Here is a 25,208-nt window from a genome sequence, read left to right on the forward strand (position 1 = left end):
TTTTTTGATCTCTTAGGACAGCTGTCCAAGAATATAGGTCAGATCATCTTTTCTCGATGTCGTATACATTTTCAGCGAATTTGATATTTCTTCTACCGATTGGCCTTTTTTCAAATGGGAGCGGATGTCGGGCACGTTGAGTCCATCTGTATGTATAATGAACCTTGAACCCTTTTCATAGGTGGCTGTGTGCGTTTTGTATTTTTGCGGCTTGCCTGATAAATAGCCTGAAATCGGCAGAGGATAAAAGCTTTCACCAGACGGGGAATGCAGAATAAAACGTACGTTTCCGACAGAGCAGTACGTAAACTGCCTTTGTTCAAAATTGATTTTCAGGATAGATGCTGTAGCGCCTCTTTTGTTTTTCATCGCCTGATTACAGCGTTCGATAATGCTTTGTACATCTTCATTTGCATAGTTTTCCACTAAGTCTTTGATGGCTGCAGAAGATTCGTTGGCAAGCGATCCGCTTCCAAGTCCGTCAGCTACCGCACAAATTAACTCCTTATCATCAGCTTTCATAAAAAAGCTGTCGCCGCAAATCGATTTTCCTTCTTTATTCAGTTGGTATACAAGAGTTTGAATATGCTCGTTTTCTTCAACCTGGATCATTACATTAACTCCATCGAGGGATCTTCAATCAAGGCCTCTCTGAGCTTCTTCACAGCTTTGCGCTGCAGACGCGAGACGTGCATTTGAGATATACCGAGAATGTCCCCAGTTTCTTTTTGGCTTTTGTTTTGAATATACGTAAGGTCTATGATTTGTTTTTCACGGTCAGAAAGGACGTGAAGCACGCTTTGCAGCATCATTTGCTGGTTGACCCGCTCATATCCGTCCTCCTGTGATCCGACGATATCAAGAATCGTGACGGTGCTTCCGTCCGCATCCGCTTCAATGCTGTGGTCAACGGATAAGGCTTGATAGCTTTTGCCCATTTCCATCGTTTCAAGAACCTCTTCTTCTGAAACATCGAGGAATTCGGCAATCTCTTCTACTTTCGGTGACCTTTGTGTTTCAGTCGTCAGCTGATCAACCGCCATTTTGATTCTTGGACCCAGTTCTTTAATCCGTCTTGGCACATGAACGCTCCACGTTTTATCTCTGAGGAAACGTTTAATTTCACCGATGATTGTCGGAATGGCAAAAGCTTCAAACGATTTGCCGACGACGGGATCGTATCGCTTAATCGCGCCGAGAAGCCCGATCATGCCGACCTGACGGAGATCCTCGTGAAAGCTTTTGCCTTTTGAATATTTTTTCGCAAGCATATCAACAAGATTTGTATACACCTGCACAAGCGTTTCTTGCGCCTGTTCATCTTGATTCGTTTGGTAATCGCTTATGAGCCGATCGACTTCATCCTTAGTTAGTTTCGTAGTTTTTGATGGTTGTGTCATGATCAACTCGCTCCCCATTTAAATACTTTGTCATCGCTACGGTGACGCCGGAGTGGTTTTGCACTCTGACTTCATCCATGAGCGTTTCCATTAAATATAGACCGAGCCCTCCTTCTGATAATTGATCAACTGTGTGCGAAGGTGTGTACGGCCCTAGATCCTGCTGCTTTTGATCGAAATCAAAGCTGTCTCCTTCATCCGCCACAATGACCTCTAAACGGTCTTCGAACACACCGAATCGGATTGACACTTCCCCATTTTTATCTTCTTTGTAAGCGTGCTGAACTGCATTTGTACACGCTTCACTGACTGCGATTTTCAGATCTTCGATTTCATCGTACGTATAACCCATTCTGCTCGCGACGCCTGACAGTGTCAGCCTTATAATCCCTACATATTCAGGTTGGGCCGGCACTTTCATTTCGATGTAATCTGCGTTATTCTTCATTGCACTCCACCTTCTGACTTTGCAGAAATATCAATGATGTCCTTTAAGCCTGTAATCTCAAACAGGCGGATCAGCCGCTCAGAAAGATTTTCAAGTTTTAGCGAACCGCCTTGTTTTTTGACTGTTTTAAAGATGCCTACAAAAACACCGAGCCCAGTACTATCCATGTAACTGACATCTTTCAGACAAATTCTTAAATCAGCGCCTTGTTCTGCCAGAGGAACGAGCTTCTCTCTGAGCACCGGAGCTGAATACACATCAATTTCTCCCGCAATGTTTACTTGTATATCATTCACATTTTGCTTTACATCAACATTTATATTCATTCGTATCACCTCAAATTTTCCTTCAAATCACTAATTGTCTTATACCCCCGGCTGGCTGACGCTAAACCTTTCTTCGCAAAACAATTAACGTAAAATCATCATGAAGCTGAAAGTCCTGCAATTTGAGGAGGCTGTCATAAATATTTTTGACCATTTCCTGCGCGGAGGAACACATATGTTCTTCAATAAGCTTTTGCAGATCAGGGCGCTCCAAGAAACCATTTTCCGTTCTGCATTCTGTGACGCCGTCAGAAAATAAAACAATCATATCACCCTTATCGAGATGCTGATCGAATTGTTTGTAGTCATAATCCTGTGAGATGCCGAGAACGAGTCCTTTGGCCTCTAAATCGTAAAACGTGTTGTCTTTTTGAGAATAATAGAATCCCGGTTCATGTCCCGCTGAAGCATATGTAAATTGATGCTTATCCATATTGTAATTTGCATAAAGCATCGTAATAAACATACTGGCATCCACATTTTGTTCAACAACCCGATTCAAATTTTTCAGCACCTGAGAAGGGTGTATGCCCGTTTCCGGCAAAGAGTCCATCGCGTATTTGATCATGGACATACAAAGAGCCGCCGGAATGCCTTTGCCGATCACGTCCGCGATTGCGATATTAATGGATTCCTTGTCTTTGACAAAGTGGTAGTAATCACCGCTCATCTGTTTAGCGGGCACACTGATGGCGCCGATATCCAGCGCTTCTTCCTGCGGAATCTTTGTTCCGAGCAGCGTCTGCTGGACATTTGCTGCGATTTCAATTTCTGATTTGATTTCCTGCTGTATCCCCCTGAGGGTTTGATGCTCCTGATAAGCCATTCCATATCCAATCATGACTTCTATTAAAAAATCCAGCGAATGAAAAACATCTTCCGGGAGACTCGGATACAGCTCCTTCAGCACTTTTCGGTGAATGCTGATGATTTCTTCCGGAGGAATTTGATGCTCGATTGTTTTTCGGCTGAATTTTTGGGCTTGATATAAAGATGTTTCTGTTAATTCGGCTATATATCGACTAAGCAGCTGATGATACCGCTGCTCAATAACCTCCCTAAAATCCACTTTCTTACCTCCTACCGAAGCCATTTAATGGCTTGTATCTCTGTTCCTTCCCCCGCTACGGAATTTAAACTGAATTCATCCATCAGCCTTTTCACGCCGGGAAGTCCCGCCCCGAGTCCGCCAGACGTTGAAAATCCGTCTTCCATGACCTTGCGGATATCAGGAATTCCCGGTCCTTGGTCTTCCGCTATGATTTTCAGGCCCTTTTTTCCTCTGTCAGAGACCTGTTCAATTCCAATCTGGCCTTTACCGGCATATAAATAAATGTTCCTGGCTAATTCTGAAATAGCCGTTGTAATTCTAGCCTGGTCTACCGTGCCGAAACCCAGTTCTTTTGCAACGTTTCGTCCCAGTTGTCTGGCGGCCACAATATCCCATTCTGTCATGATCTTTACACAGGATTGGTCGTTCATTCGCTATTCCCCCAATTCCCGCTTCAATGTCTCAAGCCCCTGCTCTAAGTCGAGCGCAGTTTCAATTTCCTCAAGTGCGATTCCGAGTTCAATCAGCGTAACTGCCACAGCAGGCTGAATTCCCGTTAAAACCACTTTTGCGCCCATTAGTTTAGACATCGTGATCACGTCGCCCAGCACTTTAGCGATAAAGGAATCAATCATGTCCACAGATGTCAGGTCAATGACAACTCCATTAGCGCCTGTTTCGTATATTTTATTTAATAAGTCTTCTTGAAAGGTTAATGCAGTTTGGTCATCGAGTTCCCATTGAATGGACACTAATAAGCAATTATACAGTTTCAAGATCGGGATTTTCGGATGTCTCAAAATGTTATTCCCCCAATGAAACAATTTTTCGATCTGTCATTTCCAATGCTGTTTGAATTCCTTTTTGCAGGGTATTCTTAGTAATAACTTGGGATAAATCAATCCCAAGGTTAACGATGGTCTGAGCAATTTCCGGACGGATTCCGGCAAGCAGGCATTTCGCTCCGACAAGCCTTACCGCTTCAGACGCCTGAATAATGTGATGGGCAACCATCGTATCGACAACAGGTACACCGGTAATATCAATCAGCACGACTTGGGAACGGTGTTTAACAACACCATTAAGCAAGTTCTCCATAATTCGTTTAGCACGTTCGGTATCAATTGTTCCGACAAGCGGCATCACGGTAATGTTTTCAAACACCGGGATGAGCGGAGCTGATAACTCCTGCAGCGCGATTTTTTGCAGGGATACTGTTTTCTCCCATGAGATTGAGTATTGGTTAAAGATTTCTGTATTAATCGGACTGAAAAAGCGGTCGATCTGCCAGATTAATTCCGTACTCTCTTGATCTGGCAATCTCTTATCGTTCATTTTCGTGTAGAGACGCTTCCAGAATTCAGCCAGCGCCGTAGCCAAAAACTTCAAAGAAAGCCCTATTTGGACGGCTCTAAGCGCCAGTTCGCTAATTTGGCTTTCAGCAGCGCTGTCATCCTTAACAGATGAGAGAAGAATGTCGATATACTCTTTAGATATATTTTCATACACTTGGTCAGTCAGCTGATATGATTCTTGTTCGCTTAATTCTTTTAGTGTGTCAGTCCACAGTTGGAGCAGTTCATTTTGATTCTCGGCAATGAACTGGTATACAGTCTGATTCGACATCAAATTCGCTTACCTCCCAATAAAAAACAACATATTTTTTTACGTTATTTCACTATTATATCGTTTATGTTTTTTGAAAACAAAAAAAGTTGCTCTATTTGAGCAACCTGCACATATGTCTAAAAATCAATGAGTGCCAAACTGATTTGTAAGGCTTCATCAACCTTATCCATCATTTCATCATCCAGATGAGTAATCTTATCCGTTAACCTTTGCTTGTCAATCGTCCGAATTTGCTCCAGCAAAATAACGGAATCTCTTTCAAAACCGTAGCGTTTTGCATCGATTTCGACGTGGGTTGGTAATTTCGCTTTCTGTATTTGTGCTGTTATGGCTGCAACAATAGCAGTTGGGCTGAAGCGATTTCCGATGTCATTTTGGATCACTAAAACCGGGCGCACCCCGCCTTGCTCTGAGCCAACAACAGGAGATAAATCAGCAAAATAAACATCGCCGCGTTTCACAATCAAATGATTATCCTCCGCTGACTAAGCGCTCAACTGTCGTTTCAGCCTCGCACTCCGCAAAGTGAGCCTCAGAAGAAATATTCAGGTTGATTTTCGCCATTTCCATATAGCCGCGTCTCATCAAATCACGGTTGTGACGAGTTGTTCGTTCGCTGACATACGCTCTCACTGCTTGTGATATCAGTTCGTTTCTGCTTCGTTTCTCCCGCATCGCTACACCATCCAATTCAGCTACTAGGTTTTCGGGCAAGCTGATTTTCATTTCGGTTCTTGCGCTGGATTCAGACAAAAAACATACACCTCCACCAAACTTACGGATACGACTCTTTTATCCATCCAGTGATAATGATACCATTATTCACTCTGCAAGCAAAGCTGTTTTATGAATTCTCCATTGAGATGAGCTATTTGCTTGTATTTTCCTGCAATAAAGGATTTCTTACTTCCATTATACTCCCATTTTCCAAAAACATACGGGGAACACGGGAACTAATTGTACAAGACACCTCGTAGTTGATGGTTTCGAGCCTGCCTGCAATCTCATCCATGGAAATGTATTCATCCCCTTGCCGGCCTATTAATGTGACTTTTGTGCCTGGCGGATATTCTTGATCCAGCTCCACCATAAATTGGTCCATGCAGATTCGGCCCGCGATTTTCAGCCGCTTTCCCTTCACAAGAATTTCGGTTCCTTTCAATTTTCGAAGCCAGCCGTCCGCATAGCCGACAGGCACCGTCCCGATCCATGTGTCTTTTTCCGCTGTGTATTCCGCTCCATAGCTGACGCTCTCGCCTTTTCTGATCAATTTGACATGAGACAGCGTCGAATGCAAGGTGAATGCAGGGCGTAGCTCAAACGGTATTTCATCCGTAATGTCGGCTGACGGACGGAGGCCGTACATGCCGATGCCGAATCTGACCGCGTTAAAAAAGCCTTTTTTCAGGCGAAGGCCGGCGGCGCTGTTCGCGCAGTGCACCATCATTTTCTTTAGCCGGAGTGGAGCAATCAGTTCTTTAAAGCGCTCAAACTGCTTTAAAAAATAGCCTCTTTCTTTTTCATCCGCTGTCGCAAAATGGGTAAATACCCCTTTGCATTTTAAACGGGGGTTGCGGTCAAGAATCGCCATCACGTGATGTACTTCTTCTTCTGTTTTTACGCCTAGCCTGTTCATCCCCGTATCGACCTTCAAATGAAAATGAAGAGAACCTTTTTTCATGTGGCGGGCGGCTTCCTGAAGCCATTCAACAGAAAAACCTGTTAATGTCAGGTCATATTCAGCCGCGATTTCCGCATACTCCGGGGGAACCGCGCCGAGCACCAATATAGGTGCCTTCAAGCCCTTCTTGCGCAGCGAAATCGCTTCATCCAGAATGGCCACAGCCAAGCATGAAGCACCTGCGTCAAGAGCCGCCTTCGCTGTTTCTGCGTCACCATGCCCGTAGGCGTTCGCTTTTACAACTGCCATCAGATGGACATGTTCGCCGATGTGTTCTTTCATATTGCTGACATTTTCTTTTATCGCGGACAAGTCGATTTCCGCCCACGTATCTCTGTAAAAAGGTTTTGTGCTCATTATGACACTTCCTAGCTTTTATTCAATATCATTTACATATCATACTAAAATTAAAGGACAAAGGGAAACGATGCCTAACGAAAAAAAGGCCAAATCATGTTTGGCCTTCGGCGGTTATTTAGATGATTGTCCCTGCATGCTTTTCGCGACTGTCACCATTTCCTCTTTAGAAAGATCTTTAGAGGAGAGAAGGTAATCTACACCGTCATAGGTCCATGATAATGATGCATCCGACAAGGCGCCGATCGTGTAGCCGAGATTTACCGGTTCGCCGTTCATCGTAACTGAGGAAGAAGCTTTGGCAATCTGGGCTTTTTCCTGAATTAAGGTGAATGATTTTTCTCCTCCGTAGGTCATGATGATCCGCTTCCCGTCTTCAGTAGAAATATCTTTTTCTTCAAGCAGCTTTACGCCCAGCGGCAGTTCTAGCGGCGTTTTGACCGCAAACGTATCGGATGGCTTCGCGCTTGTGGCGACATCCATTTGGGAAAGAGTCATATTTTTCTTTTCATCAAATGATTCTTTGTCGAATTGTTTATTAAATTCAAAGCTGCTGAATTCTACTTTCACCATGACTTTTCGGTCTGTATCCATGACTTTGACAGATGACGGGCTCATATCTTTTTTGTTAAACGTGATTTCTTGCGTTGGCAGCATTTTGTTATGCTGATAGTTCGTTTTTGTTTCGAATACGTATTTCTTTTCTTTGGCAGTAAAAACGGCATCCGAATCGTTTTGAACATCCTTTACGAGCGATTCAAACAAGTAGACCTGGCTGCTGTTGTTCGGCCAGTCGCTTTGAAACCTGAAGCTCTTATTTAAAGACGGCGTGAGAACAAATACTCCGTTTTCGTTTCGTAAAATGACTTGATTTTGGTCCTTTTTCGGATTTTCTAAATAAACCCTGTACAGAGACGGCTTTTTGTGCCAGATTTCCACATTGTATACTTGAGGCTCACTCCCTGTCTCGATGGTCATTTTTGCTTTTGCTTTGTACGAGGTGTATTCTTTCGCCTTTTCATCTAAACCGGTCACAATATCTTGCTGCGTTTTTTGCCCGCAGGCAGAAAGAATAAGGACAGCAAGCAGTCCCGTTAAAAGCAAAACAAAGCTTTTTCTCACCTTTTTCAACCCCTTTTTCTCAATTGATGTAAAAGGAAGAAATCGCTTGTTTGACTTTAACGGTACGCTCGGTACACGTTAGGCAGAACGGATGCGTACCATAAAAGCCTCAAACAACTTGTCTCCCTTAATGCACTATCAAATATATGAGCGGGGTTTCCCTAATATGCAGACTAGCTTGACAACCTTTCAATGACAACCTGCGCGGCTGCATATTCCTTTGTATGAGTGATCGATACGTGAACGGCGGCCTGACTCAGCTTCGCGCAAATGATATAAGGCTTGCCATTTTGGTCTTTCTTAATTTCAATGTCCTGAAAACTGAGCTGCTTCCCTATACCAGTGCCATATGCTTTCGAGAATGCTTCTTTTGCCGCAAATCTGCCCGCGAGAAATTCGATTTTTCTTTTCTCTGAAAGCTCATGATATTGGTCAAGCTCGCTTCGAGTTAAAATCCGTCCAGCAAATCTTTTTTGACGTCCAGCCATAGAAGCGATCCGTTTAAGCTCTGTGATGTCTAGTCCAATGCCGTAAATCATGTGTGATAACCTCCTTTGCGTACGTACTATTTGAAAGGTTTGTCTCATAAACGTGTTACTATAGATATACCAAAATGAAGAAAAGGGGCTCGGAATGTTTATACGGACCGAAAATTTTCAGACGTTTATCAGGCTTTATCCCATTGTCACCTTTATATTGGCCTTGCAAGCTGTTCTTTGGCTGTTTTTTTCACTTCCTGTCCATTCAGTCGTGTTATGGAGAGATGCGGTCACAGGCTATAATTTAGGCGTCGCAAACGGTGAATGGTGGCGGCTGATCACTCCCGTTTTGCTGCACGCCGGTTTTACCCATCTGCTGTTTAATTCCATGTCCATCTTTTTATTTGCCCCGGCTTTGGAACGCATGCTGGGAAAAGCGCGTTTCCTTCTTGTGTACGCTGGCTCCGGCATCATCGGCAATATCGGCACATATGTTACAGAGCCGCTTGATTACGTGCATGTTGGGGCTTCCGGCGCGATTTTCGGGCTGTTCGGCGTGTACCTGTTTATGGTTCTTTTTCGCAAAGAACTGATCGGGCAAGAGCATTCCAAAATGATTCTCACACTGCTCGCATTTGCCGTTCTCATGTCGTTTATCAACTCCAATATTAACATGATGGCCCATCTGTTTGGACTTTGCGGCGGGTTTCTTCTCTCGTTTTTATGTGTGCAAAAAAAAGAGCGGCGGTATTAACCGTCCGCTTTTTCATATGAATACCAATTTAAAATGAAGTCTGCATCCTCTTCACCTACATCCCTCACCGTTAATTCTTCCATATGGCTTGATGATTTTACCGAGGTAGAAATGGTATACAGGCGGCCTTTCTTTTGAAAATAGGATTGGCTGAACTTGCAAACCTGCATTCGCCTATTCAACACAATCGCGGTGGTTCTGCCGATAAATCTTGAGGTCAGCTGAAGCCGGTCCTCGTTAATCGTCCATGCTGTATCCTTAAATGCGAGGTAGCCGAAGATCAATTCAATCGGCAGCAGGATGATCGACAGATAGCCCCATGGCTGAAAAAAGATACATAATGGGATAATCAAAAAGAGTGAAAAAATGACGGAACGGAACAGATATCGTTTCAACGCGCGCCGCGGCAGGCGGCGGACGTTTTCTTCCAGCGTATATTCCGGCGTAAATGTCCGGAGCATGTGCGGAAGCTTTTTTTTATGAATCATCGGAAAAAGAATGGTCAAAGCGCCCTCTTCTTTTTCCCGGTCGCCTCCGCCCGCGCTGACGATGGACACCGTCACAAAGCCGAAAAGCTGGCGGATGATGTTTTCTTTTATTTTAATGGCTTGTATTTTTCGAAGCGGAATCGTGACTTGATGTTTTTCAATAATTCCCCTTGAAATCACCAATTCCTGCTCTTTTTTTATGATTTGAAAGTTCGCGTATTTAAACATCATACCGGCGATGCTGAACACCCAGGCGATAAATAAACCAATAAAAATGAGTACCGCATAAATGCCGATGCTCGCGTGCTGAAGGAAGGAAAATTTATCAAAGAACCAATCCATCGGCAGCACTTCGTCAAGCTGGGTAAAAAGCGCAAATACAGCGGAGATAATCACTCCGATTCCCCCAGATGTAGAAGCGGCCATGAGCAACTCTTTCACGTTCATCCGATAGTGCTCTTGCGGCTCAACGGCCGGAATGAACTCCTGCACAGCTTCAAGCCATTCTTCCTCTTGTTCGCTTTCGTGCCTTTGCGCTTTTTTCTTAAAGACGGCTTCCTTGATGCGTTCGGCTTCTTCAACAGAAATAGCAGAAAGAACAGCTTCCGCCTCCTTGCCTCCGCCTGCCGTTTCAATTTGCAGCTTCACAAGCTTAAAGATTTGCTGGACCACGCCCGCGCTCGTATTCATCGTTTGAATCCGATCGATCGATATGTATCGCTTTTTCGTGACAAACAAGCCTTCTTCGATTCTGAATTCATCATCTTCAATTCGATAGGTAAACCTTCTCCATTTGATGATGCTTGCGGCTATAAGCCAGATGAACAGCACACCGAGCGCAATGGCTCCGTAAAAACGGACAGTATTGTTTGAATTGACGATATACACAAAAAAGAATGGCAGAATGATATTTTTTATCGTTTGAATAATGGTATGGCATAAATTCAAAATGACTGCCGCCGGGTGCAGGCGTTTCGGTTCAGACATCATCGTCAGTCACCCTTGCCAGACGGGAAATGGAGTCTCTCAGCCGATCCGCTTCCTCCATCGCCAAAGCGGGGATCGAGTGAACGGTCGCGGCCGTGGAAATTTTTACGGTTGCCAGGTTGTACTTTTTCAATAACGGCCCTTGTGATGTATCGACGTGCTGAACTCTGACCATCGGGACAATCACACGCGTCACCACAAAAATACCTGACTGAATATCTATTTCATGTTCATGGACTTCATAGCGCCACACTTTATGACGGATCTTTGGAATGATAAAGACCGTCACAACCGAACCCAGCAGCCAAGCAGCGCCGAGCCCGCCGCTGATCCAGTACGGCCAATGAAAATAATAGCTTAATACCGCAACTGCTATGACGATAAGCAAGCAGACAGCGGATATGATGATCTCTTGAAGTCGCCAAACCTTTAATCCGTCTGGACTGATTTGGTTTTTTGGCTGGTCTCTCAAAATACCTACCTCCCGATTTTTCGTCGTTACTTATACGTCTCTTATACAGAAAGGTTTCATTCTTAAGCATACAGAGAAAAATGGCATCCGTCAGCTGAAAGTTTGCTGAATAGCCAATCGCGAACATAAAAAAGCCCAAAACGTCATGTTTTGGGCTTTCAATCGATAGAATTAGTAAGATTTTTTCTGGCGTCTGTCACCTGAAGAACGGCGATCGTTTGAACGCTTTTTGTCATAGGAAGAACGGTTGTTGTTTTTCCCTTTTCCGCCGCGGTAGCCGCCGCCTTGTCCGTCTCTGCGTTTAGAAGTGCGCTGGTTCTTGTAGCGTTTGCTGACCATCGGCGCTTCGTCTGTTAAGCGAACTGGTGTGTTGTCCGGCTCTTTTGTAGACATTTTGATAGCAGCCGCAACCACTGTTACTGCATCATGATCTTCAAGCAGCTCAGCTGCCGCTGTCATGTAGAAGTTTAGGTTGTTTTCACTGATTGCCGTGCGAAGACGTTCAACAGTAACCTGCTGCTGGCCTTCTAACGCTTCATCAAGTGTAGGCTCCTTCATGCGGTCCATTTTGCGTTTTGTTGTTTGTTCAATTGCGCGAAGCATGCTTTTCTCACGCGGTGTAATAAACGTCATCGCCATACCTGTTTTTCCTGCACGGCCAGTTCTTCCGATACGGTGAACATAGCTTTCAGGATCTTGAGGCACGTCGAAGTTGTACACGTGTGTGACGCCTGAGATATCAAGTCCGCGAGCGGCAACATCAGTTGCAACAAGAACTTCGATTGCACCTTCTTTAAATTTACGAAGCGCAACCATACGTTTTGCCTGCGTTAAGTCACCGTGAATTCCTTCAGCCGCATATCCGCGAAGGTTCAGGGCTTCAGCCAGCTCATCGACACGGCGTTTTGTACGTCCGAATACGATCGCAAGCTCAGGAGACTGAATGTCAAGAAGGCGAGTCAGTGTATCGAATTTTTTGCGTTCTTGCACTTCCAAATAGAACTGCTGAATGTTAGAAACCGTCATTTCTTTTGCTTTTACTTTTACGTGTTCCGGCTCAGTCATAAAACGCTCTGCAATGCGTTTGATCGGCGCTGGCATTGTAGCAGAGAACAGAAGTGTCTGATGCTCGCTCGGCACGTTTGAAAGAATAGATTCAATGTCGTCAATGAATCCCATGTTCAGCATTTCATCCGCTTCATCCATTACAACAGTGTTTACATTGTTTAAACGAATTGTGCGGCGGTTGATGTGGTCAAGAAGACGTCCAGGTGTTCCGACAATAATATTCGGATTCTTCTTTAACGCCCGGATTTGCCGTCCAATATCCTGTCCGCCGTAAATAGGAAGAACCTTCGCACGTTTATCTTGTCCGATTTTATATAATTCTTCAGATACTTGAATGGCTAATTCACGGGTTGGCGCGATTACGATTGCTTGAATATTAGGAGACTCGGGGTTAATTTTTTCAACAAGGGGTATACCAAACGCAGCTGTTTTACCTGTACCTGTTTGCGCTTGTCCAATGACGTCTTTATTTGAAAGTCCGAGCGGTATCGTTTGTGCCTGAATCGGTGTTGCTTCTTCAAATCCCATACGATTAATTGCTTTCATGAGATCAGAACTTAAATTAAAATCTTGAAACGTTATAGTCAAATTATTCAAACTCCTTCTAATTGCTGTTTCAGTAATGTCGTGATTTACCACTTATAAAACTGCCCTTTAGACAAAAAGGACAGGATCCATCCGTATACAAAGCCCGAATTACTTTAAGTTTTATCTTACCATTACACTAGTTGTTTTTCAATAAGATGAGAAGCAGATCGGCTTCTCGAATATGCCGGCTGCTTCTCCATCCGCTCCCCTGTATCCGGCGGAGAACTTCGGGTCAGCGGATGAAAAGTCCGGGCGAATATGTTCGTATCGCGAAATAACCTATATATATTGTATCATAGCCGCAGCCGGCCAGATATACATAATTTCCGTCCGGCATACATTAGTGTTTGCACATCATGTTATTTTATGATGCAATATGCGGTTTTTCCGCAAGATTTTTTTACGAAAGCGGGCTCTCTATTAAATCTTTAACGATTTCTTCAAGCTTCATACCTCTGGACGCTTTGAATAAAATTAAATCTCCTTTTGACGCGTTTTCCTTCACAGCTTGGAGGAGATCTTTTTTCTCAGTGTAATGGCTGACGCGTTCTTTCTCAAAGTGTTTCAGTGCGCCTTCCGCGATAAAAGCTCCCAGTTTTCCGTACGTAAAGACGCGGTCAATTTTCTCAGGGCTGATCACAGCGCCGCACTCTTTATGAAACGTTTCTTCAAGATCGCCGAGTTCAAGCATATCGCCGAGCACGAGCATTTTTTTCCCGTAGCCTTCAAGACTTTCTGTCAATTGAATCGCAGCCTTCATGGAAGTCGGACTCGCATTATAAGCGTCATTGATTATCGAAATGCCGCTGTCTGTTTTGATGAGTTCAAGTCTCATGCCAGTTACCTTTAGACCGCTCAGTCCTTTTGCCGCATCCTCAGGCGTGATGCCGAAATAAACCCCAGCAGCAATCGCAGCCATGGCGTTCATGACATTATGCTTGCCAAGTATCGGAATAAAAAACGTTTTTTCCATCCCTTTGATCGTAAAATTGGTTCCTTCCTCGCTCTGGCTGACATCCTGAAGCTGATAATCATTATGCGCTCCCGTACCGTACGTTTTCGTCTGGCAGCTGTATGCATTTTGAAGGAGCGGTTCGTCTCCGATATAAATCAGCACCCCGTCTTCTTTTAGCCCATTAATGATTTCAAGCTTCGCCTCCGCGATACCTTCTCTTGAGCCAAGGTCTTGCATGTGGGATTCGCCGATATTCGTAATGACTGCAGCATCCGGGTTTGCCAGGCGGGACAGAAGATCAATTTCTCCTTTGGCGCTCATTCCCATCTCCAATACAGCGATCTCCGTATCTTCAGGCATGGCTAAAACCGTCAGCGGCAGACCGATGTGATTATTGAAGTTTCCTCCTGTTTTGTGGACACGGTATCGGGTTCCCAGGACGGCGTGAATCATATCTTTCGTTGTCGTTTTGCCATTGCTTCCAGTTACCCCGATGACACGGGTGCCAAGCTCCTGCAAATAAGCTTTTGCAAGCCGCTGAAGAGCGGAAAGGGTGTCGTCCACTAAGATCACGGCTTGATTCTCGGGCGGGTTTGGTTCTGACCGATCCCAAAGAACGGCCGCTACACCTGCTTCAAAAGCCTGCGGCACAAAAGTGTGGCCGTTGAAATGTTCCCCTTTCAGCGGGATGAAAAGCTGCTGTTGTTCCAGTTTTCTTGTATCAGTTGCCACTCCATGAATGACCGTTTGTTCATATTGCGGATTTGTCAGTGTGCCTTTGACCATCTCCGCAATGTTCTTTACTGTTCGTTTAATCAAGTGAGGTCCCTCTCTTTCTTTTGTATATACGGGAAAAGACACTGCCCTCTGACCGGCAGTGTCCATGTTTATTATTAAAATGTATGCTTAATCAATTGTTTTTCAGCATGGCGTTCTTTTGCAAGCTCCACAAGCTGTTCAATCAGGTCAGCGTATTCCACTCCAGCCTCTTTCCAGAGGAGCGGAAACATGCTGAAAGGTGTAAAGCCAGGCATTGTGTTGACTTCATTGATCAGAACTTCGCCGTCAGCTGTCAGGAAAAAGTCCGCTCTGACGAGTCCTGAACCATCGATCGCTTTAAACGCCTTGATCGCCATATCACTGATTGTTGCGTATTCCTCATCGGTCACAATTGCCGGAATCATCAGATCAGTATCTCCATCCTCATATTTCGCTTTGTAATCGTAGAAATCTGTCTTCGGTGCGATTTCTCCCACAACAGAGCATTTAGGATCGTCATTTCCAAGAACACCGATCTCGATCTCGCGGCCGTTAATTCCTTCTTCAACGACAACTTTGCGATCATATTGGAAAGCAAGCTCAAACGCTTTTTGCAGTTCTTCACGGTTTCGGCATTTGCTGATTCCGACACTTGAGCCAAGGTTCGCCGGTTTTACGAAGCAAGGATAGCCTAATTCCTGTTCGACCTGCTCACAGCTTTCTTCCGGAGAACGAGTCCAGTCTTTCTTAAGGAAAGCAGCGTATTTAGCCTGAGCAAGGCCGGCTTGCGCGAATAAATGTTTCATGACAACTTTATCCATGCCAGCTGAGGAAGCAAGCACACCGTTGCCGACATAAGGAATATTCAACAGTTCGAGCATTCCTTGGATCGTACCGTCTTCTCCGTTCGGTCCGTGGAGGAGCGGGAATACGACGTCGATGGCTTCATTTTGCTGTGACGCTTCCTGCGGAAACATCTCCTGGTTTAGGGCAGCTGGAGAAAACGCACTGCCTCCTTGCTCAAATTGAAGCATTTTCACGTTTGAAACAGGCTCAGTTAAACGGGCGCCTTTTACCCATTCGCCTTTTTCTGTTATATAAATCGGATGTATATCAAACTTCTCAGTATTTAGCGCTTTGATTACAGCCAGAGCTGTCTGCAGGGAAACATTATGTTCTGCCGACTTTCCTCCGTACACTAATCCTAGACTTGTTTTCAATGGATACTCCCCCCACTACAATTCATCTTTACTATCTTATCACTTTCACAAGAAAATGATCTAATTATTTTTGGGCATGCTGATGTTGAATGCATTTGTATGTAATTCCTTTTTATTTTATATTAAAATGGCATTGAAAAGGAGATGTGACATATGAAAAAAATCACGACAAACGAACAATTTAACGAACTGATTCAATCTGATAAAGAAATTATCGTAAAGTTTTATGCTGATTGGTGCCCAGACTGCACGCGCATGAATATGTTCATCGGCGATATTTTGGAAGAGTACAATCAAAACGATTGGTATGAGCTGAATAAGGACGAGCTTCCTGAACTGGCTGAAAAATACCAAGTAATGGGTATTCCTAGCTTACTTATCTTCAAAAACGGTGAAAAAACAGCTCACCTTCACAGCGCCAATGCCAAAACGCCTGAAGAAGTGACTGAATTTTTATCTGAACATATAAGCTAATTCGTTAAACAGCCTTATTTTATGTCGTCAGGCTCTACATGAACATGAACATGAGTCACATCGTGTTCATGTTTTATTTTGTCTTCTACTTCATCCGCCACTCCATGGCCTTCTTCTACTGTAAGCTTCGGATCAACCGTAATGACCATTTCGATATGAACTGTGCTTCCTAGATACCTCGCTTTCACATCTTTTAGTCGATGTACATTCTCGATCCTGCCGACGGTCTGTTTGTAAGGCTCAAGATCTTTTAAATGAAAACCGTCTGTTAAAGAATGTGAAGCGTCTTTAAAGATGTCCCATGCCGTCTTGCAGATGATGATACCGATGATAAAAGCCGTTACCGGATCGATCCACGGCAGCTGCAGCTGGGATGACATCACACCGATAAATGCTCCGACACTTACAAAAGCGTCTGACCTGCTGTCCTTTGCCGCTGCCATCAGGGCAGAGCTTTTAATGGACGCTGCCAGCCTTTTGTTATATAAATAGATGCCATACATAAACACAGCACTGCCTAACGCCGTCCATGCAGCGATAAGGCTTGGCGTTTCCGTTGTTCCGCCCGCAATCGCTCTTCCTCCGCCGATTAACACCTCAATGCCGACAACCATCATAATAAAAGACGCAACAAGAGACGAAATCGTTTCAGCCCGATAATGGCCATATGGATGATCGCTGTCAGCCGGCCTTTGGGAAATACGCAATCCAATCAGCACAGCTACTGACGCAACAATATCTGTTCCATTATTTAATCCGTCTGCTCTCAGCGCTTCGGAATGATATAAAATCCCGATTACAAGCTTCACAACAGCAAGGATGACATATGCCAAAATATTGAGGAGCGCTCCTTTTTCTCCTTTTTTTAGATTTTCTGTCCGCTCCATGAATACCAGCCTCCATTCTATTACATAGTATGGTTCAAAACATAAAAAATAGAGCGGCAACATTCATAAGAGGGACATTTCGACAGCAAATTATTGCCCGGGAAACTTTTTGTCGATCTGTTGAATGTTTGCCAATTTGCGAAAGAATAGGACTGTTTTCACCTTTACAGGCTATTGTGGACATTGTATACTGGGGTTAATTGATAATGATTATCAATATCGTTTGATTGGAGGTTGGTGACATAATGACACCTCAGTCTGCAGAAATCAGAAAAAAACAGCTCATTCATCTGTTAATACAGAATGGTATATACAAAAAGTCAAAGCGTCATTTGTATGAATTGTCGCTAACGGAGTTAGAAAGTGAATACAAACATGTCAGGAGGGCACCGGAGCATGCCGAAGCGTAAAGTAAAAACTTACCAACAGCTGATCCAGGAAAACAAAGAGGCGATTATGGGCAATCCAAAGCTGATGAACGTCATTTATGACAGGATCGACCGCAAGCATCAAAAAAATCTGCAAGAGCAAAACAATACATAAAAAGAGCCGGGATGGCTCTTTTTTTCATGACTCAAACGCTTCCGTAGCCAGCTTTTGGATCACCGCGTCATCCATCGGCGGGTTATGGAGACCGGCGCGCACATCACGGTAATAGCGCTGAAGCGGGTTGGTTCGTTCAAGGCTTTTGGCTCCGACAATTCTCATCGCTTTATCGACGATAGACAGCGCAGCATTTGTGACGATATGTTTCGCCGCACCGAGCTCGCTTCTCAAGTGAGGGCGGCGCTCCGGATCGTCATATAATTGAGCGATATGGAAAAGAAAATGTCTGGCATTGAGCAGTTCAAGCTCCATTTCGCCTGTTCTTTGCTGTACGGCCGGAACATTCTTGATCGGTCCCTTCAAACTGTTTGGAGAATACTCAGATGCAAATTGCACCGCATAGTCTCGCGCCGCTTGAGCAATGCCAAGATAAATCGCCGGGATGTGAAGCAGCCAGCCATTCGGCTTAGCTCCCCGAGGTCCTTGAAGCCATTCCACCAGTTTCTCCTCATCAAGCGTTACCTCATTCAGTACAAGGTCATGGCTTCCAGTCGCCCGCATCGCGATCATATCCCACGTTTCTTCAATCGACAAACCGGGATCATCTTTATGAACGAGAAACACGCCTGTTGTTTGTTTTTCCTCAATCCATGCCGTCACTAAAAAATAATCCAGTGCTTGTGACATCGTCGTAAAGGTTTTTCTTCCGTTTACTGCCCATTTGCCATCCTTTTTGACGGCGTTTGTACCGGGACGCCCTCCTCTTGTCGGGCTTCCGGTTTTCGCTTCTGTCGCCGCCCTGTTGATGACGGCTCCGTTTTGAACTTCCTTTGCAATATACGCAAACACGTCTTTATCCCAGCTATTGCCTTCTCCAAGCTCTCCAATTACGCTCAAATGCCAGCCGATGCTCAGTGCTGCAGGAGCATCTCCCCGTGCCAGCCGTTCTTGAAACAGGAGCATATCGTAAACAGAAATGCCTCCTCCTCCATGAGATGCCGGCAATGTTAATGCCGTATACCCAGCATCACGCAGTTTTTGTATTTTTTCTAAAGGAAAACGTCCTTGTTCGTCATCTTCAGCTGCTGTTTGCTGAAATTCATCCGCAATCCGTCCGATTTTCTCCATCCATTGCCGCTGTTGATCGTTTTGTATAAATAATGACATCCGGCAGCCCCCCAAGTTTTAATTCCGATAAATTTAATATGTATTATAGATTTCCTGCCATTATTCCGCAACTGTTAACCTTTTGTCCGGTATAGAAAAACACGCCGTTCCCCCAAGGGAACAGCGCGCTTACACAGGATTTGCATCCCGGTCTTGTTTCATGCCGAGATAAATCAGCATATATGTCAGGTAACCCATTGTCATCACCAGGCCGCCAAAGAAAAAGCTCGAGAAAATTGGCTCTTCAAAAGCAGTCACTGCCGCAAGCACAATCCAGCTGGCATACAGATAGATGATAAAATAACGGATGCCCGTCTTCATTTTATATATCATGTACAGCCCCACGAGAGAGAACAACCCAAGCGCGAGTCTGAAATAAACAAGATGTTCAAACTGAAACATGAATGACACAAATGAGAATCCAAGCAGCAATACAATCGGTAAAGCGGTAATAAAGTTCCTCAATCGAGACACCTCCGTCAGTACCTTTAGTATAAACCAAAATATCAAATGATATTGATTTACGTGAGCTTTTTCACAAAAATGTCATTCCTTGCCTTTACACCCGGACATCCCGTTTACAGAAGCACCACCAGCCAACGGCGATGAAGAATATGGCATGTATGATGATAATCCCTGCTGAAAATAATGGTGTCATGCCGGAAAACAACGCTGTTGCTCCGCTTCTGTATTGCGTAAAGTCAGTATTGGCAAAAAGCAAAAAGCTGCCCCATTTGTTTTCAAAGAGCTTCATGAGCTGGACAAGTGTACTCGCTCCGTATAAAACGACAAAAGAAACGACAACTGCTACCGCGCTGTTGCGGAACAGTGAAGAACAAAGCAGCCCGAATAATCCCATCATTACGGCTTCAAGCCAGTTTGAGCCGATCAGCGCTAAGGTGTTGATCAGCAATGTCTTTGATTCCGCGCTCACGGATGTGCCGAAAAAGACGAGACCGAATAATAATGCCAAAATGTAGTATGCCAGATACAAATAAAAGCTGACCATTACGACTGTGATTAATTTTGACCAAAAAACCTTTTGGCGTTTAACAGGACGGATGAGCAAAAATTTGATCGTCTTTTTATCAAATTCCATCGAAACAATTGTCGCTGCAATCACGATCGTTAAAGCCTGCAGCAGGATGTTCAGACTCGGTGTATACGATAAATAGCCGATGAAGTTTTCATCCGTTCCGGCACTGATGACAATCCGTTTAATGATCAAGGCCATGAAAAATTGAAAGACCGCCATCAGGATAAGAGATACCAACGTGACCTTCCGATTAAAAAGTTTCATATGTTCATTCCAAATTAATTTAGACAAGCTCTTCTCCCTCCTCTTGATGAACAGTTGTCGCTTTTATGAATTCATCTTCAAGTGATTGCGTATAAGGCGTAATGGAAAAGACATTCAGGTCTTGTCCGACAAGTGAACGATTCAGCTCCGGAATGTTTTCTTTTGCTACCTCAACAACAATCGCCCCGTCTTGCCGCTCTGCTTGATATTGATTGCCTGCCAGCCAATTGAGCGCTTTTTCTTCCGGCTGCACTTCAATGATCGCTTTTTCTGTTTTTTGATCTGTTCCATGTAAGCTGACTTCCGCTTTGATCTCGCCTTTTTGAATGATGATGACACGGTCACACAGATCTTCAACCTCACGCAATAAGTGAGTGGCGAACAGGACTGCTGTTCCTTCCTTTTCTGCGAGCTCCTTAATATGATCGCGAAAATCCTTCATGCCGGCGGGATCAAGACCGTTTGTCGGTTCATCTAAAATAAGAAGCTTCGGCCGGTGAAGAATCGCTTGTGCAATACCAAGACGCTGGCGCATGCCAAGGGAATAGGTTTTCACCTTATCATGAATCGCTGATGTCAGCCCTACACGTTCCACTACTTCATCAAGCCGTTCATCCGTTATTTTTTTGTGCATATTCGCAAAGTGCTTGAGGTTTTCCCATCCTGTCAGGTACGGATAGAACTCAGGATTTTCGACGATCGCTCCAACCGCTTCCATCGCTTTTTCAAACTCTGTATCATGCTGAAATCCGCTGATTGTCACACTTCCGCTGTTTTGTTTTAATAACCCGACGATGATACGGATGAGTGTTGTTTTTCCGGAACCATTAGGACCGAGCAGGCCGATGATTTCGCCCTCCATGACGTCCATGCTGATCTGTTTTAAAATCTGTTTAGACCCAATCTTTTTATCGAGGCCTTCAATATGTAAAATCGGCTCAGCCATAAAGCCTTCCTCCTTTTTCGACAAAAAATAAACAGTGCCCAAAAATTAGGCACTGTTTGTATTATAGCATTTGTTGCTTCCAAATGTTTGGTTAAACCGATAGAGTCGGCGTTTGCTCAGGCTGTTTGTTCTTTTCTGTTTCTGTAATAATGACGGCGCAGGCCGCGTCTCCTGTTGTGTTCACCACTGTACGGAGCATATCAAGCAGACGGTCAATTCCAAGAATTAATCCGATTCCCTCGACAGGCAGGCCGACAGATTGAAGCACCATGGCGAGCATAATCAAGCCGACTCCAGGAACACCCGCGGTACCGACACTTGCTAACACTGCCGTCAGTATCACCATCAGCAGCTGAGTGAATGTCAGATCATGCCCGAATACCTGCGCAATGAAGACAGTGGCTACCCCTTGCATGATGGCTGTTCCGTCCATATTAATTGTAGCACCGAGCGGCTGGACGAAGCTGCTGATCGGCTCAGGCACTTTTAATTTTTTCTGGGCCACATCCATGGATACCGGCAGGGTCGCATTGCTGCTGGAAGTACTGAATGCAACGACCATAACCTCTGAGAAATTTTTAAAGAACGTAATCGGATTTCTTCTGGCTATAAGCGCAACCGTAGATCCGTAGGTAACGACTGCATGTATCAGTAATGCAAGGGTTACCACAATCATGTACAAGCCCATCGCTTTCATTGCGCTGAACCCTTGGCTTCCGATAGCTGTCGCAATCAGACCGAATGTACCATACGGAGCGAACTTCATTACAAGATTCACCAGGTACATCATCAATTCATTTCCTTGTTCAACAACTTTGAGAAGCATATCCGCTTTTTTTCCTAGCATTGTAATCCCAAGCCCTACAAAAATAGCAAAAGCGATAATTTGCAGCATATTTCCTTCCGTCATCGCTTGCACAGGGTTGGTCGGAATAATGTTTAACAGGGTGTCCGCAATACTTGGCGCTTTTTCAGCAGTGAATTCGGCAGACGATGTATCATACGTTCCAAACTCTCCCGGTTTGATGACAAGAGCTAAAATGATGGCAATGGTAATCGCCACTGCTGTCGTGACGAGAAAATAAGAAATCGCCTTTACACCGATTCTGCCAAGCTTCTTAGGATCGCCCAGCCCGGCTACTCCGAGTGTCAATGAGAAAAAGACAATCGGAACGACAAGCATTTTAATGAGGTTTAAAAAGATGGTGCCCAGCGGCCCGAATACAAACTTATTTAAATTTTCAAATAATTCAGGTGATGTTACGTTAAGAATAATCCCCGTCACCGCACCTAGCACCAATGCAATGATTATCTTTGTAGCCAGTTTCATCCGCATTCCTCCCTTTTTTGAAAAAAAGCCCGCGAGAGACTCCCGTGGGCTTTGGCTGTAACTTCAAACCACAGGACTCTCTCTTCACGCTGATGAGGTTAGCTGACGGGTTCGGACGAAGAGATGTCCGTTTTTCAGATGAAAAATTAACCCCAAAAGATTGGGTCCCCCACTCCTTATAAAAGGATTAAGCGTGTGGCTTACTATTGTATGATTTAGTTTATTTATACAGAAAAGATCCAATTTTGTAAACTATTTTTTGTTACTTTTCTCTTGGAATCTTTTGGGTCCTTCTTCCTTGTTGGTGACATCAAGAATATCTAGGAGAAACACAAAGATCGGAATCCCGATAATTAGACCCCAAATACCGAAAAAGTGCTCAGAGAAAATGAGTACTGTGAAGGTGAAAAAGATCGGCAGCTCCGTTTTCGCAGACATCAGCTTCGGATTTAAGAAATACGTTTCGATCGCATGTATGGCGAATATGACAAGCACAATGTAGAGCACATACATTCCGCCGCCAGTGCTGTAAGCGATAATACTGAGCGGGATCAGAGAAATGACGACGCCTGCTACAGGGATCAATCCAAGGAAAAACACCATAATAGAAAGCCCAAACAGCTGCGGGAAATGCATAATCCAAAGCGCGATAAACGTCAGAATACAGTTGACGAGCGCAATGATGAATTGAGCCTCAAGCACCTTGCCGAACGTTCTTGCAAATTTGCTTCCGAAAAAAGCAATTTCCTCATAAAAGACCGCCAGTTTGCTCGTTTTAAATTTCGCCATGAATTCAGAAAGCCGTTTTTTCTCAAATAAGAAAAACATGCTGAGAATGAGCGCCATTACGATCTGCAAGCCGAATGTGCTGATATCGGCCAGATACGTATACACCACATTGAAACCCTCTTTGACATATGAACTGACATTAATATCTCCGAAAACACTGGTGATCTCATCGAAGAAAGGGATGGTGTCCGGGTGATACGCAATATGTTTAATCTGCTTTACCAGCTGCTGAATCTGCGCCGCGACGACAGGATAAAATACAAACCCCCCGACTGTAAGCAGCACAGCCAGCAACATGTAAAGAAACGTAATGACCACCCGCTGGCTCACACGGAAGAACTGGCTTAAAAACTGCCGTACGACAAGCTCCAAACGATCCATAAGAAATGTGAAAATGAAAGTCAGCAATATTAAGTTGATCATGCTCTTAAATAGGTATAACACACCAGTTAACACGACAAAGACGGAAAAACGCCTTACTCCCGGGTGCTGAAAAAATTTAACTAAAGCGGCCATTTATACACTCCTGTTAGGACAAACGTCCTTCATTCAATATAGTATCCATTTGTAAATTATATAACAAAAAAATGCTGAGGTCTCTGTCCTCACCTTAATTATTCTTAAACAATTAAAAAAACGGCCCCATGAATGGGCCGTTCTTTTTTTCAGACTGCTGTTTTCATTTTTTTCATGCCTTCTACAGCCTCTATGCTTTTTGCTTCATCGAATTCATTTTCGCTTTTTGCAACAATAATCGTGGCGATTCCGTTTCCGATCAGGTTCACAATCGCTCTTCCTTCACTCATAAAACGATCGACCCCAAGCAGGAGTGCAAGACCCTCCAGCGGAATGACCTGAAGCGCTGACAGTGTTGAGGCAAGGACGATAAATCCGCTTCCCGTCACACCGGCTGCTCCCTTCGATGTCAGCATCAGAACGAGGATAATTGTAATTTGCTGGCCGATGCTGAGGTCTACTCCAAACACCTGTGCCAGAAAAACCGTCGCCATTGATAAATAAATGGATGTGCCGTCAAGGTTAAATGAATAGCCCGTCGGAATAACAAGCCCGACAACCGATTTCGAACAGCCGTAGCGCTCCATTTTATCCATCATTCGCGGAAGCACCGATTCTGAAGAGCTTGTGCCAAGCACGATCAGAAGCTCATCTTTAATGAAGCGCAGGTAATTCCACAGGCTGAATCCGTAAAGCTTGCAGATGAGATTTAAAGCAACAAACACGAACAGGAACATCGTAATATAAACAGACATCATTAAGCTTGCCAGAGGCTTGATAGAATCGAGACCGAAGTGCCCGATCGTATACGCCATCGCCCCGAATGCCCCGATTGGCGCGGCACGCATGATGTAGCCGATGATTTTGAAAAAGACGTGAGAAATCTTGTCGAAGAAATCAATCACGCTTTTCCCCTTTTCACCTAATGCTGCAAGACCGACTCCGAAAAGAATAGAAAAGAATAAGACCTGCAAAATGTCCCCTTTTGCGAAGGCATCAACCATGTTGGACGGAACAATGTGTGTGATAAATTCAATCCAGTCGATTCCCTGACCGCCATTTTGCGTGTATTGTGATACATCTCCCTTTTCAAGCTTGCTGTAATCAAGACCCGCGCCCGGCTTCATGATATTGACGACAAATAAACCGATAATGAGTGCGAGGGTAGTGACAACCTCGAAATAAATAAACGCTTTTCCCCCTACTTTTCCAACCTTCTTCATGTCGCCCATTTTTGCAATCCCGAGAACGATTGTGAAGAAAATGATTGGGGCGATCACCATTTTAACAGCGTTGATAAATGTATCGCCAAGCGGTTTCATTTCTTTGCCGACATCCGGCCAGACCAGTCCGACAATGACCCCAATGATGACCGCAGTTATGACCTGAACTGTTAAATTTTTAAACAGTTTCATATCCTGCATTCCCCCTGTCCTATTCACCTTTGTGTCTTTCTTACTAGAATGATA

At 44.4% G+C, this 25,208-nt stretch carries 30 protein-coding genes and 1 riboswitch; of the genes, 4 read left to right on the forward strand and 26 right to left on the reverse strand.

Features of this window, described 5'->3' with window-relative positions; all coding sequences use genetic code 11:
- Nucleotides 1-12: 12 nt before the first annotated feature.
- The 13 genes from rsbX to acpS all read right to left on the reverse strand — a co-directional run bounded on the left by rsbX (nt 13) and on the right by acpS (nt 8,553).
- The gene (rsbX, locus tag AC0DBE_RS10475) at nt 13-612 is read right to left on the reverse strand and encodes a phosphoserine phosphatase RsbX (RefSeq protein WP_014112736.1); all 600 of its coding nucleotides are present in this window, start codon (nt 610-612) and stop codon (nt 13-15) included.
- Nucleotides 612-1,400 carry an RNA polymerase sigma factor SigB gene (sigB, locus tag AC0DBE_RS10480; RefSeq protein WP_003240361.1) on the reverse strand — a complete coding sequence of 263 codons (789 nt, stop codon included), beginning with the start codon at nt 1,398-1,400 and terminating at the stop codon, nt 612-614. The genes rsbX and sigB overlap by 1 nt, the downstream gene beginning before the upstream one ends.
- Nucleotides 1,366-1,848 (reverse strand): anti-sigma B factor RsbW, encoded by a 483-nt coding sequence (gene rsbW / locus AC0DBE_RS10485; RefSeq protein WP_003234299.1) that lies wholly within the window; start codon nt 1,846-1,848, stop codon nt 1,366-1,368. The genes sigB and rsbW overlap by 35 nt, the downstream gene beginning before the upstream one ends.
- Nucleotides 1,845-2,174 carry an anti-sigma factor antagonist RsbV gene (gene rsbV / locus AC0DBE_RS10490; protein ID WP_003225196.1) on the reverse strand — a complete coding sequence of 110 codons (330 nt, stop codon included), beginning with the start codon at nt 2,172-2,174 and terminating at the stop codon, nt 1,845-1,847. The genes rsbW and rsbV overlap by 4 nt, the downstream gene beginning before the upstream one ends.
- 61 nt (nt 2,175-2,235) lie before the next feature.
- The gene (gene rsbU, locus AC0DBE_RS10495) at nt 2,236-3,243 is read right to left on the reverse strand and encodes a phosphoserine phosphatase RsbU (RefSeq protein ID WP_003225194.1); all 1,008 of its coding nucleotides are present in this window, start codon (nt 3,241-3,243) and stop codon (nt 2,236-2,238) included.
- Between the two features lie 11 nt (nt 3,244-3,254).
- On the reverse strand, nt 3,255-3,656 hold the full coding sequence (gene rsbT, locus AC0DBE_RS10500) for a serine/threonine-protein kinase RsbT (RefSeq protein WP_014112733.1): 402 nt from the start codon (nt 3,654-3,656) through the stop codon (nt 3,255-3,257).
- A 3-nt stretch (nt 3,657-3,659) separates the two neighbouring features.
- Nucleotides 3,660-4,025 (reverse strand): RsbT antagonist protein RsbS, encoded by a 366-nt coding sequence (gene rsbS / locus AC0DBE_RS10505; protein ID WP_003225190.1) that lies wholly within the window; start codon nt 4,023-4,025, stop codon nt 3,660-3,662.
- Between the two features lie 4 nt (nt 4,026-4,029).
- Nucleotides 4,030-4,854, reverse strand: coding sequence for an RsbT co-antagonist protein RsbRA (gene rsbRA / locus AC0DBE_RS10510; protein ID WP_003240350.1), 825 nt, complete (start codon nt 4,852-4,854; stop codon nt 4,030-4,032).
- A 116-nt stretch (nt 4,855-4,970) separates the two neighbouring features.
- On the reverse strand, nt 4,971-5,321 hold the full coding sequence (gene ndoA, locus AC0DBE_RS10515; RefSeq protein WP_003156187.1) for a type II toxin-antitoxin system endoribonuclease NdoA: 351 nt from the start codon (nt 5,319-5,321) through the stop codon (nt 4,971-4,973).
- 4 nt (nt 5,322-5,325) lie between these two features.
- Nucleotides 5,326-5,607, reverse strand: coding sequence for a type II toxin-antitoxin system antitoxin EndoAI (endB, locus tag AC0DBE_RS10520; RefSeq protein ID WP_003225183.1), 282 nt, complete (start codon nt 5,605-5,607; stop codon nt 5,326-5,328).
- 115 nt (nt 5,608-5,722) lie between these two features.
- Nucleotides 5,723-6,892: an alanine racemase gene (gene alr / locus AC0DBE_RS10525; RefSeq protein WP_472962057.1), complete on the reverse strand. Its 1,170-nt coding sequence runs from the start codon at nt 6,890-6,892 to the stop codon at nt 5,723-5,725.
- 114 nt (nt 6,893-7,006) lie between these two features.
- Nucleotides 7,007-8,023 (reverse strand): LolA family protein, encoded by a 1,017-nt coding sequence (locus tag AC0DBE_RS10530; RefSeq protein WP_072181690.1) that lies wholly within the window; start codon nt 8,021-8,023, stop codon nt 7,007-7,009.
- 164 nt (nt 8,024-8,187) lie between these two features.
- A complete protein-coding gene (gene acpS, locus AC0DBE_RS10535) occupies nt 8,188-8,553 on the reverse strand; it encodes a holo-ACP synthase (RefSeq protein WP_014112730.1) in 366 nt (121 codons plus the stop codon).
- A gap of 94 nt (nt 8,554-8,647) precedes the next feature.
- On the opposite strand from acpS, the gene AC0DBE_RS10540 reads away from it, so the two are divergent.
- Complete coding sequence (locus AC0DBE_RS10540) at nt 8,648-9,247, forward strand: rhomboid family intramembrane serine protease (protein ID WP_003225175.1); 600 nt, start codon at nt 8,648-8,650, stop codon at nt 9,245-9,247.
- Here AC0DBE_RS10540 and AC0DBE_RS10545 read toward each other — a convergent pair.
- From AC0DBE_RS10545 to AC0DBE_RS10565, 5 genes are all read right to left on the reverse strand, one after another.
- The gene (locus AC0DBE_RS10545; RefSeq protein ID WP_472962060.1) at nt 9,244-10,725 is read right to left on the reverse strand and encodes a PH domain-containing protein; all 1,482 of its coding nucleotides are present in this window, start codon (nt 10,723-10,725) and stop codon (nt 9,244-9,246) included. The two genes, AC0DBE_RS10540 and AC0DBE_RS10545, sit on opposite strands and share 4 nt — an antisense overlap.
- A complete protein-coding gene (locus tag AC0DBE_RS10550) occupies nt 10,715-11,194 on the reverse strand; it encodes a PH domain-containing protein (RefSeq protein ID WP_014112728.1) in 480 nt (159 codons plus the stop codon). Before AC0DBE_RS10550 ends, AC0DBE_RS10545 begins: the two co-directional genes overlap by 11 nt.
- 171 nt (nt 11,195-11,365) lie before the next feature.
- Nucleotides 11,366-12,850 (reverse strand): degradosome RNA helicase CshA, encoded by a 1,485-nt coding sequence (gene cshA, locus AC0DBE_RS10555; RefSeq protein ID WP_014112727.1) that lies wholly within the window; start codon nt 12,848-12,850, stop codon nt 11,366-11,368.
- Between the two features lie 400 nt (nt 12,851-13,250).
- Nucleotides 13,251-14,624, reverse strand: a complete 1,374-nt coding sequence (locus tag AC0DBE_RS10560) for a UDP-N-acetylmuramoyl-tripeptide--D-alanyl-D-alanine ligase (RefSeq protein WP_472962062.1) — start codon at nt 14,622-14,624, stop codon at nt 13,251-13,253.
- 74 nt (nt 14,625-14,698) lie between these two features.
- The gene (locus AC0DBE_RS10565; RefSeq protein ID WP_061186244.1) at nt 14,699-15,784 is read right to left on the reverse strand and encodes a D-alanine--D-alanine ligase; all 1,086 of its coding nucleotides are present in this window, start codon (nt 15,782-15,784) and stop codon (nt 14,699-14,701) included.
- Between the two features lie 153 nt (nt 15,785-15,937).
- Here AC0DBE_RS10565 and AC0DBE_RS10570 point away from each other — a divergent pair, with 153 nt between their 5' ends.
- On the forward strand, nt 15,938-16,258 hold the full coding sequence (locus AC0DBE_RS10570) for a thioredoxin family protein (protein ID WP_003225161.1): 321 nt from the start codon (nt 15,938-15,940) through the stop codon (nt 16,256-16,258).
- 14 nt (nt 16,259-16,272) lie between these two features.
- On the opposite strand, the gene AC0DBE_RS10575 is transcribed toward AC0DBE_RS10570, so the two are convergent.
- Nucleotides 16,273-17,145 carry a cation diffusion facilitator family transporter gene (locus tag AC0DBE_RS10575; RefSeq protein WP_079288464.1) on the reverse strand — a complete coding sequence of 291 codons (873 nt, stop codon included), beginning with the start codon at nt 17,143-17,145 and terminating at the stop codon, nt 16,273-16,275.
- Nucleotides 17,146-17,390: 245 nt separating this feature from the next.
- Between AC0DBE_RS10575 and AC0DBE_RS10580 the strand changes: the two genes are divergently transcribed.
- Nucleotides 17,391-17,555: a Fur-regulated basic protein FbpA gene (locus tag AC0DBE_RS10580; protein WP_003225157.1), complete on the forward strand. Its 165-nt coding sequence runs from the start codon at nt 17,391-17,393 to the stop codon at nt 17,553-17,555.
- Nucleotides 17,509-17,688 carry a Fur-regulated basic protein FbpB gene (gene fbpB, locus AC0DBE_RS10585; RefSeq protein ID WP_072565771.1) on the forward strand — a complete coding sequence of 60 codons (180 nt, stop codon included), beginning with the start codon at nt 17,509-17,511 and terminating at the stop codon, nt 17,686-17,688. Before AC0DBE_RS10580 ends, fbpB begins: the two co-directional genes overlap by 47 nt.
- 24 nt (nt 17,689-17,712) lie before the next feature.
- Here fbpB and AC0DBE_RS10590 read toward each other — a convergent pair whose 3' ends face one another.
- The 7 genes from AC0DBE_RS10590 to dctP all read right to left on the reverse strand — a co-directional run bounded on the left by AC0DBE_RS10590 (nt 17,713) and on the right by dctP (nt 25,154).
- Nucleotides 17,713-18,858: an acyl-CoA dehydrogenase family protein gene (locus tag AC0DBE_RS10590; RefSeq protein ID WP_079288466.1), complete on the reverse strand. Its 1,146-nt coding sequence runs from the start codon at nt 18,856-18,858 to the stop codon at nt 17,713-17,715.
- A gap of 129 nt (nt 18,859-18,987) precedes the next feature.
- A complete protein-coding gene (locus tag AC0DBE_RS10595) occupies nt 18,988-19,323 on the reverse strand; it encodes a hypothetical protein (protein ID WP_003225151.1) in 336 nt (111 codons plus the stop codon).
- 94 nt (nt 19,324-19,417) lie between these two features.
- Nucleotides 19,418-20,185 (reverse strand): ABC transporter permease, encoded by a 768-nt coding sequence (locus AC0DBE_RS10600; RefSeq protein WP_014112721.1) that lies wholly within the window; start codon nt 20,183-20,185, stop codon nt 19,418-19,420.
- A complete protein-coding gene (locus tag AC0DBE_RS10605; protein WP_061186239.1) occupies nt 20,178-21,104 on the reverse strand; it encodes an ABC transporter ATP-binding protein in 927 nt (308 codons plus the stop codon). Before AC0DBE_RS10605 ends, AC0DBE_RS10600 begins: the two co-directional genes overlap by 8 nt.
- A 91-nt stretch (nt 21,105-21,195) precedes the next feature.
- Nucleotides 21,196-22,434 carry a dicarboxylate/amino acid:cation symporter gene (locus tag AC0DBE_RS10610; RefSeq protein WP_014112719.1) on the reverse strand — a complete coding sequence of 413 codons (1,239 nt, stop codon included), beginning with the start codon at nt 22,432-22,434 and terminating at the stop codon, nt 21,196-21,198.
- Nucleotides 22,435-22,507: 73 nt separating this feature from the next.
- Nucleotides 22,508-22,638: riboswitch (cyclic di-AMP (ydaO/yuaA leader) on the reverse strand.
- A gap of 48 nt (nt 22,639-22,686) precedes the next feature.
- A complete protein-coding gene (locus tag AC0DBE_RS10615; protein ID WP_061186238.1) occupies nt 22,687-23,739 on the reverse strand; it encodes an AI-2E family transporter in 1,053 nt (350 codons plus the stop codon).
- Nucleotides 23,740-23,888: 149 nt separating this feature from the next.
- Nucleotides 23,889-25,154: a C4-dicarboxylate transporter DctP gene (dctP, locus tag AC0DBE_RS10620; RefSeq protein WP_003225140.1), complete on the reverse strand. Its 1,266-nt coding sequence runs from the start codon at nt 25,152-25,154 to the stop codon at nt 23,889-23,891.
- Nucleotides 25,155-25,208 lie beyond the last annotated feature (54 nt).

It is taken from the genome of Bacillus sp. VA15, assembly GCF_055721145.1.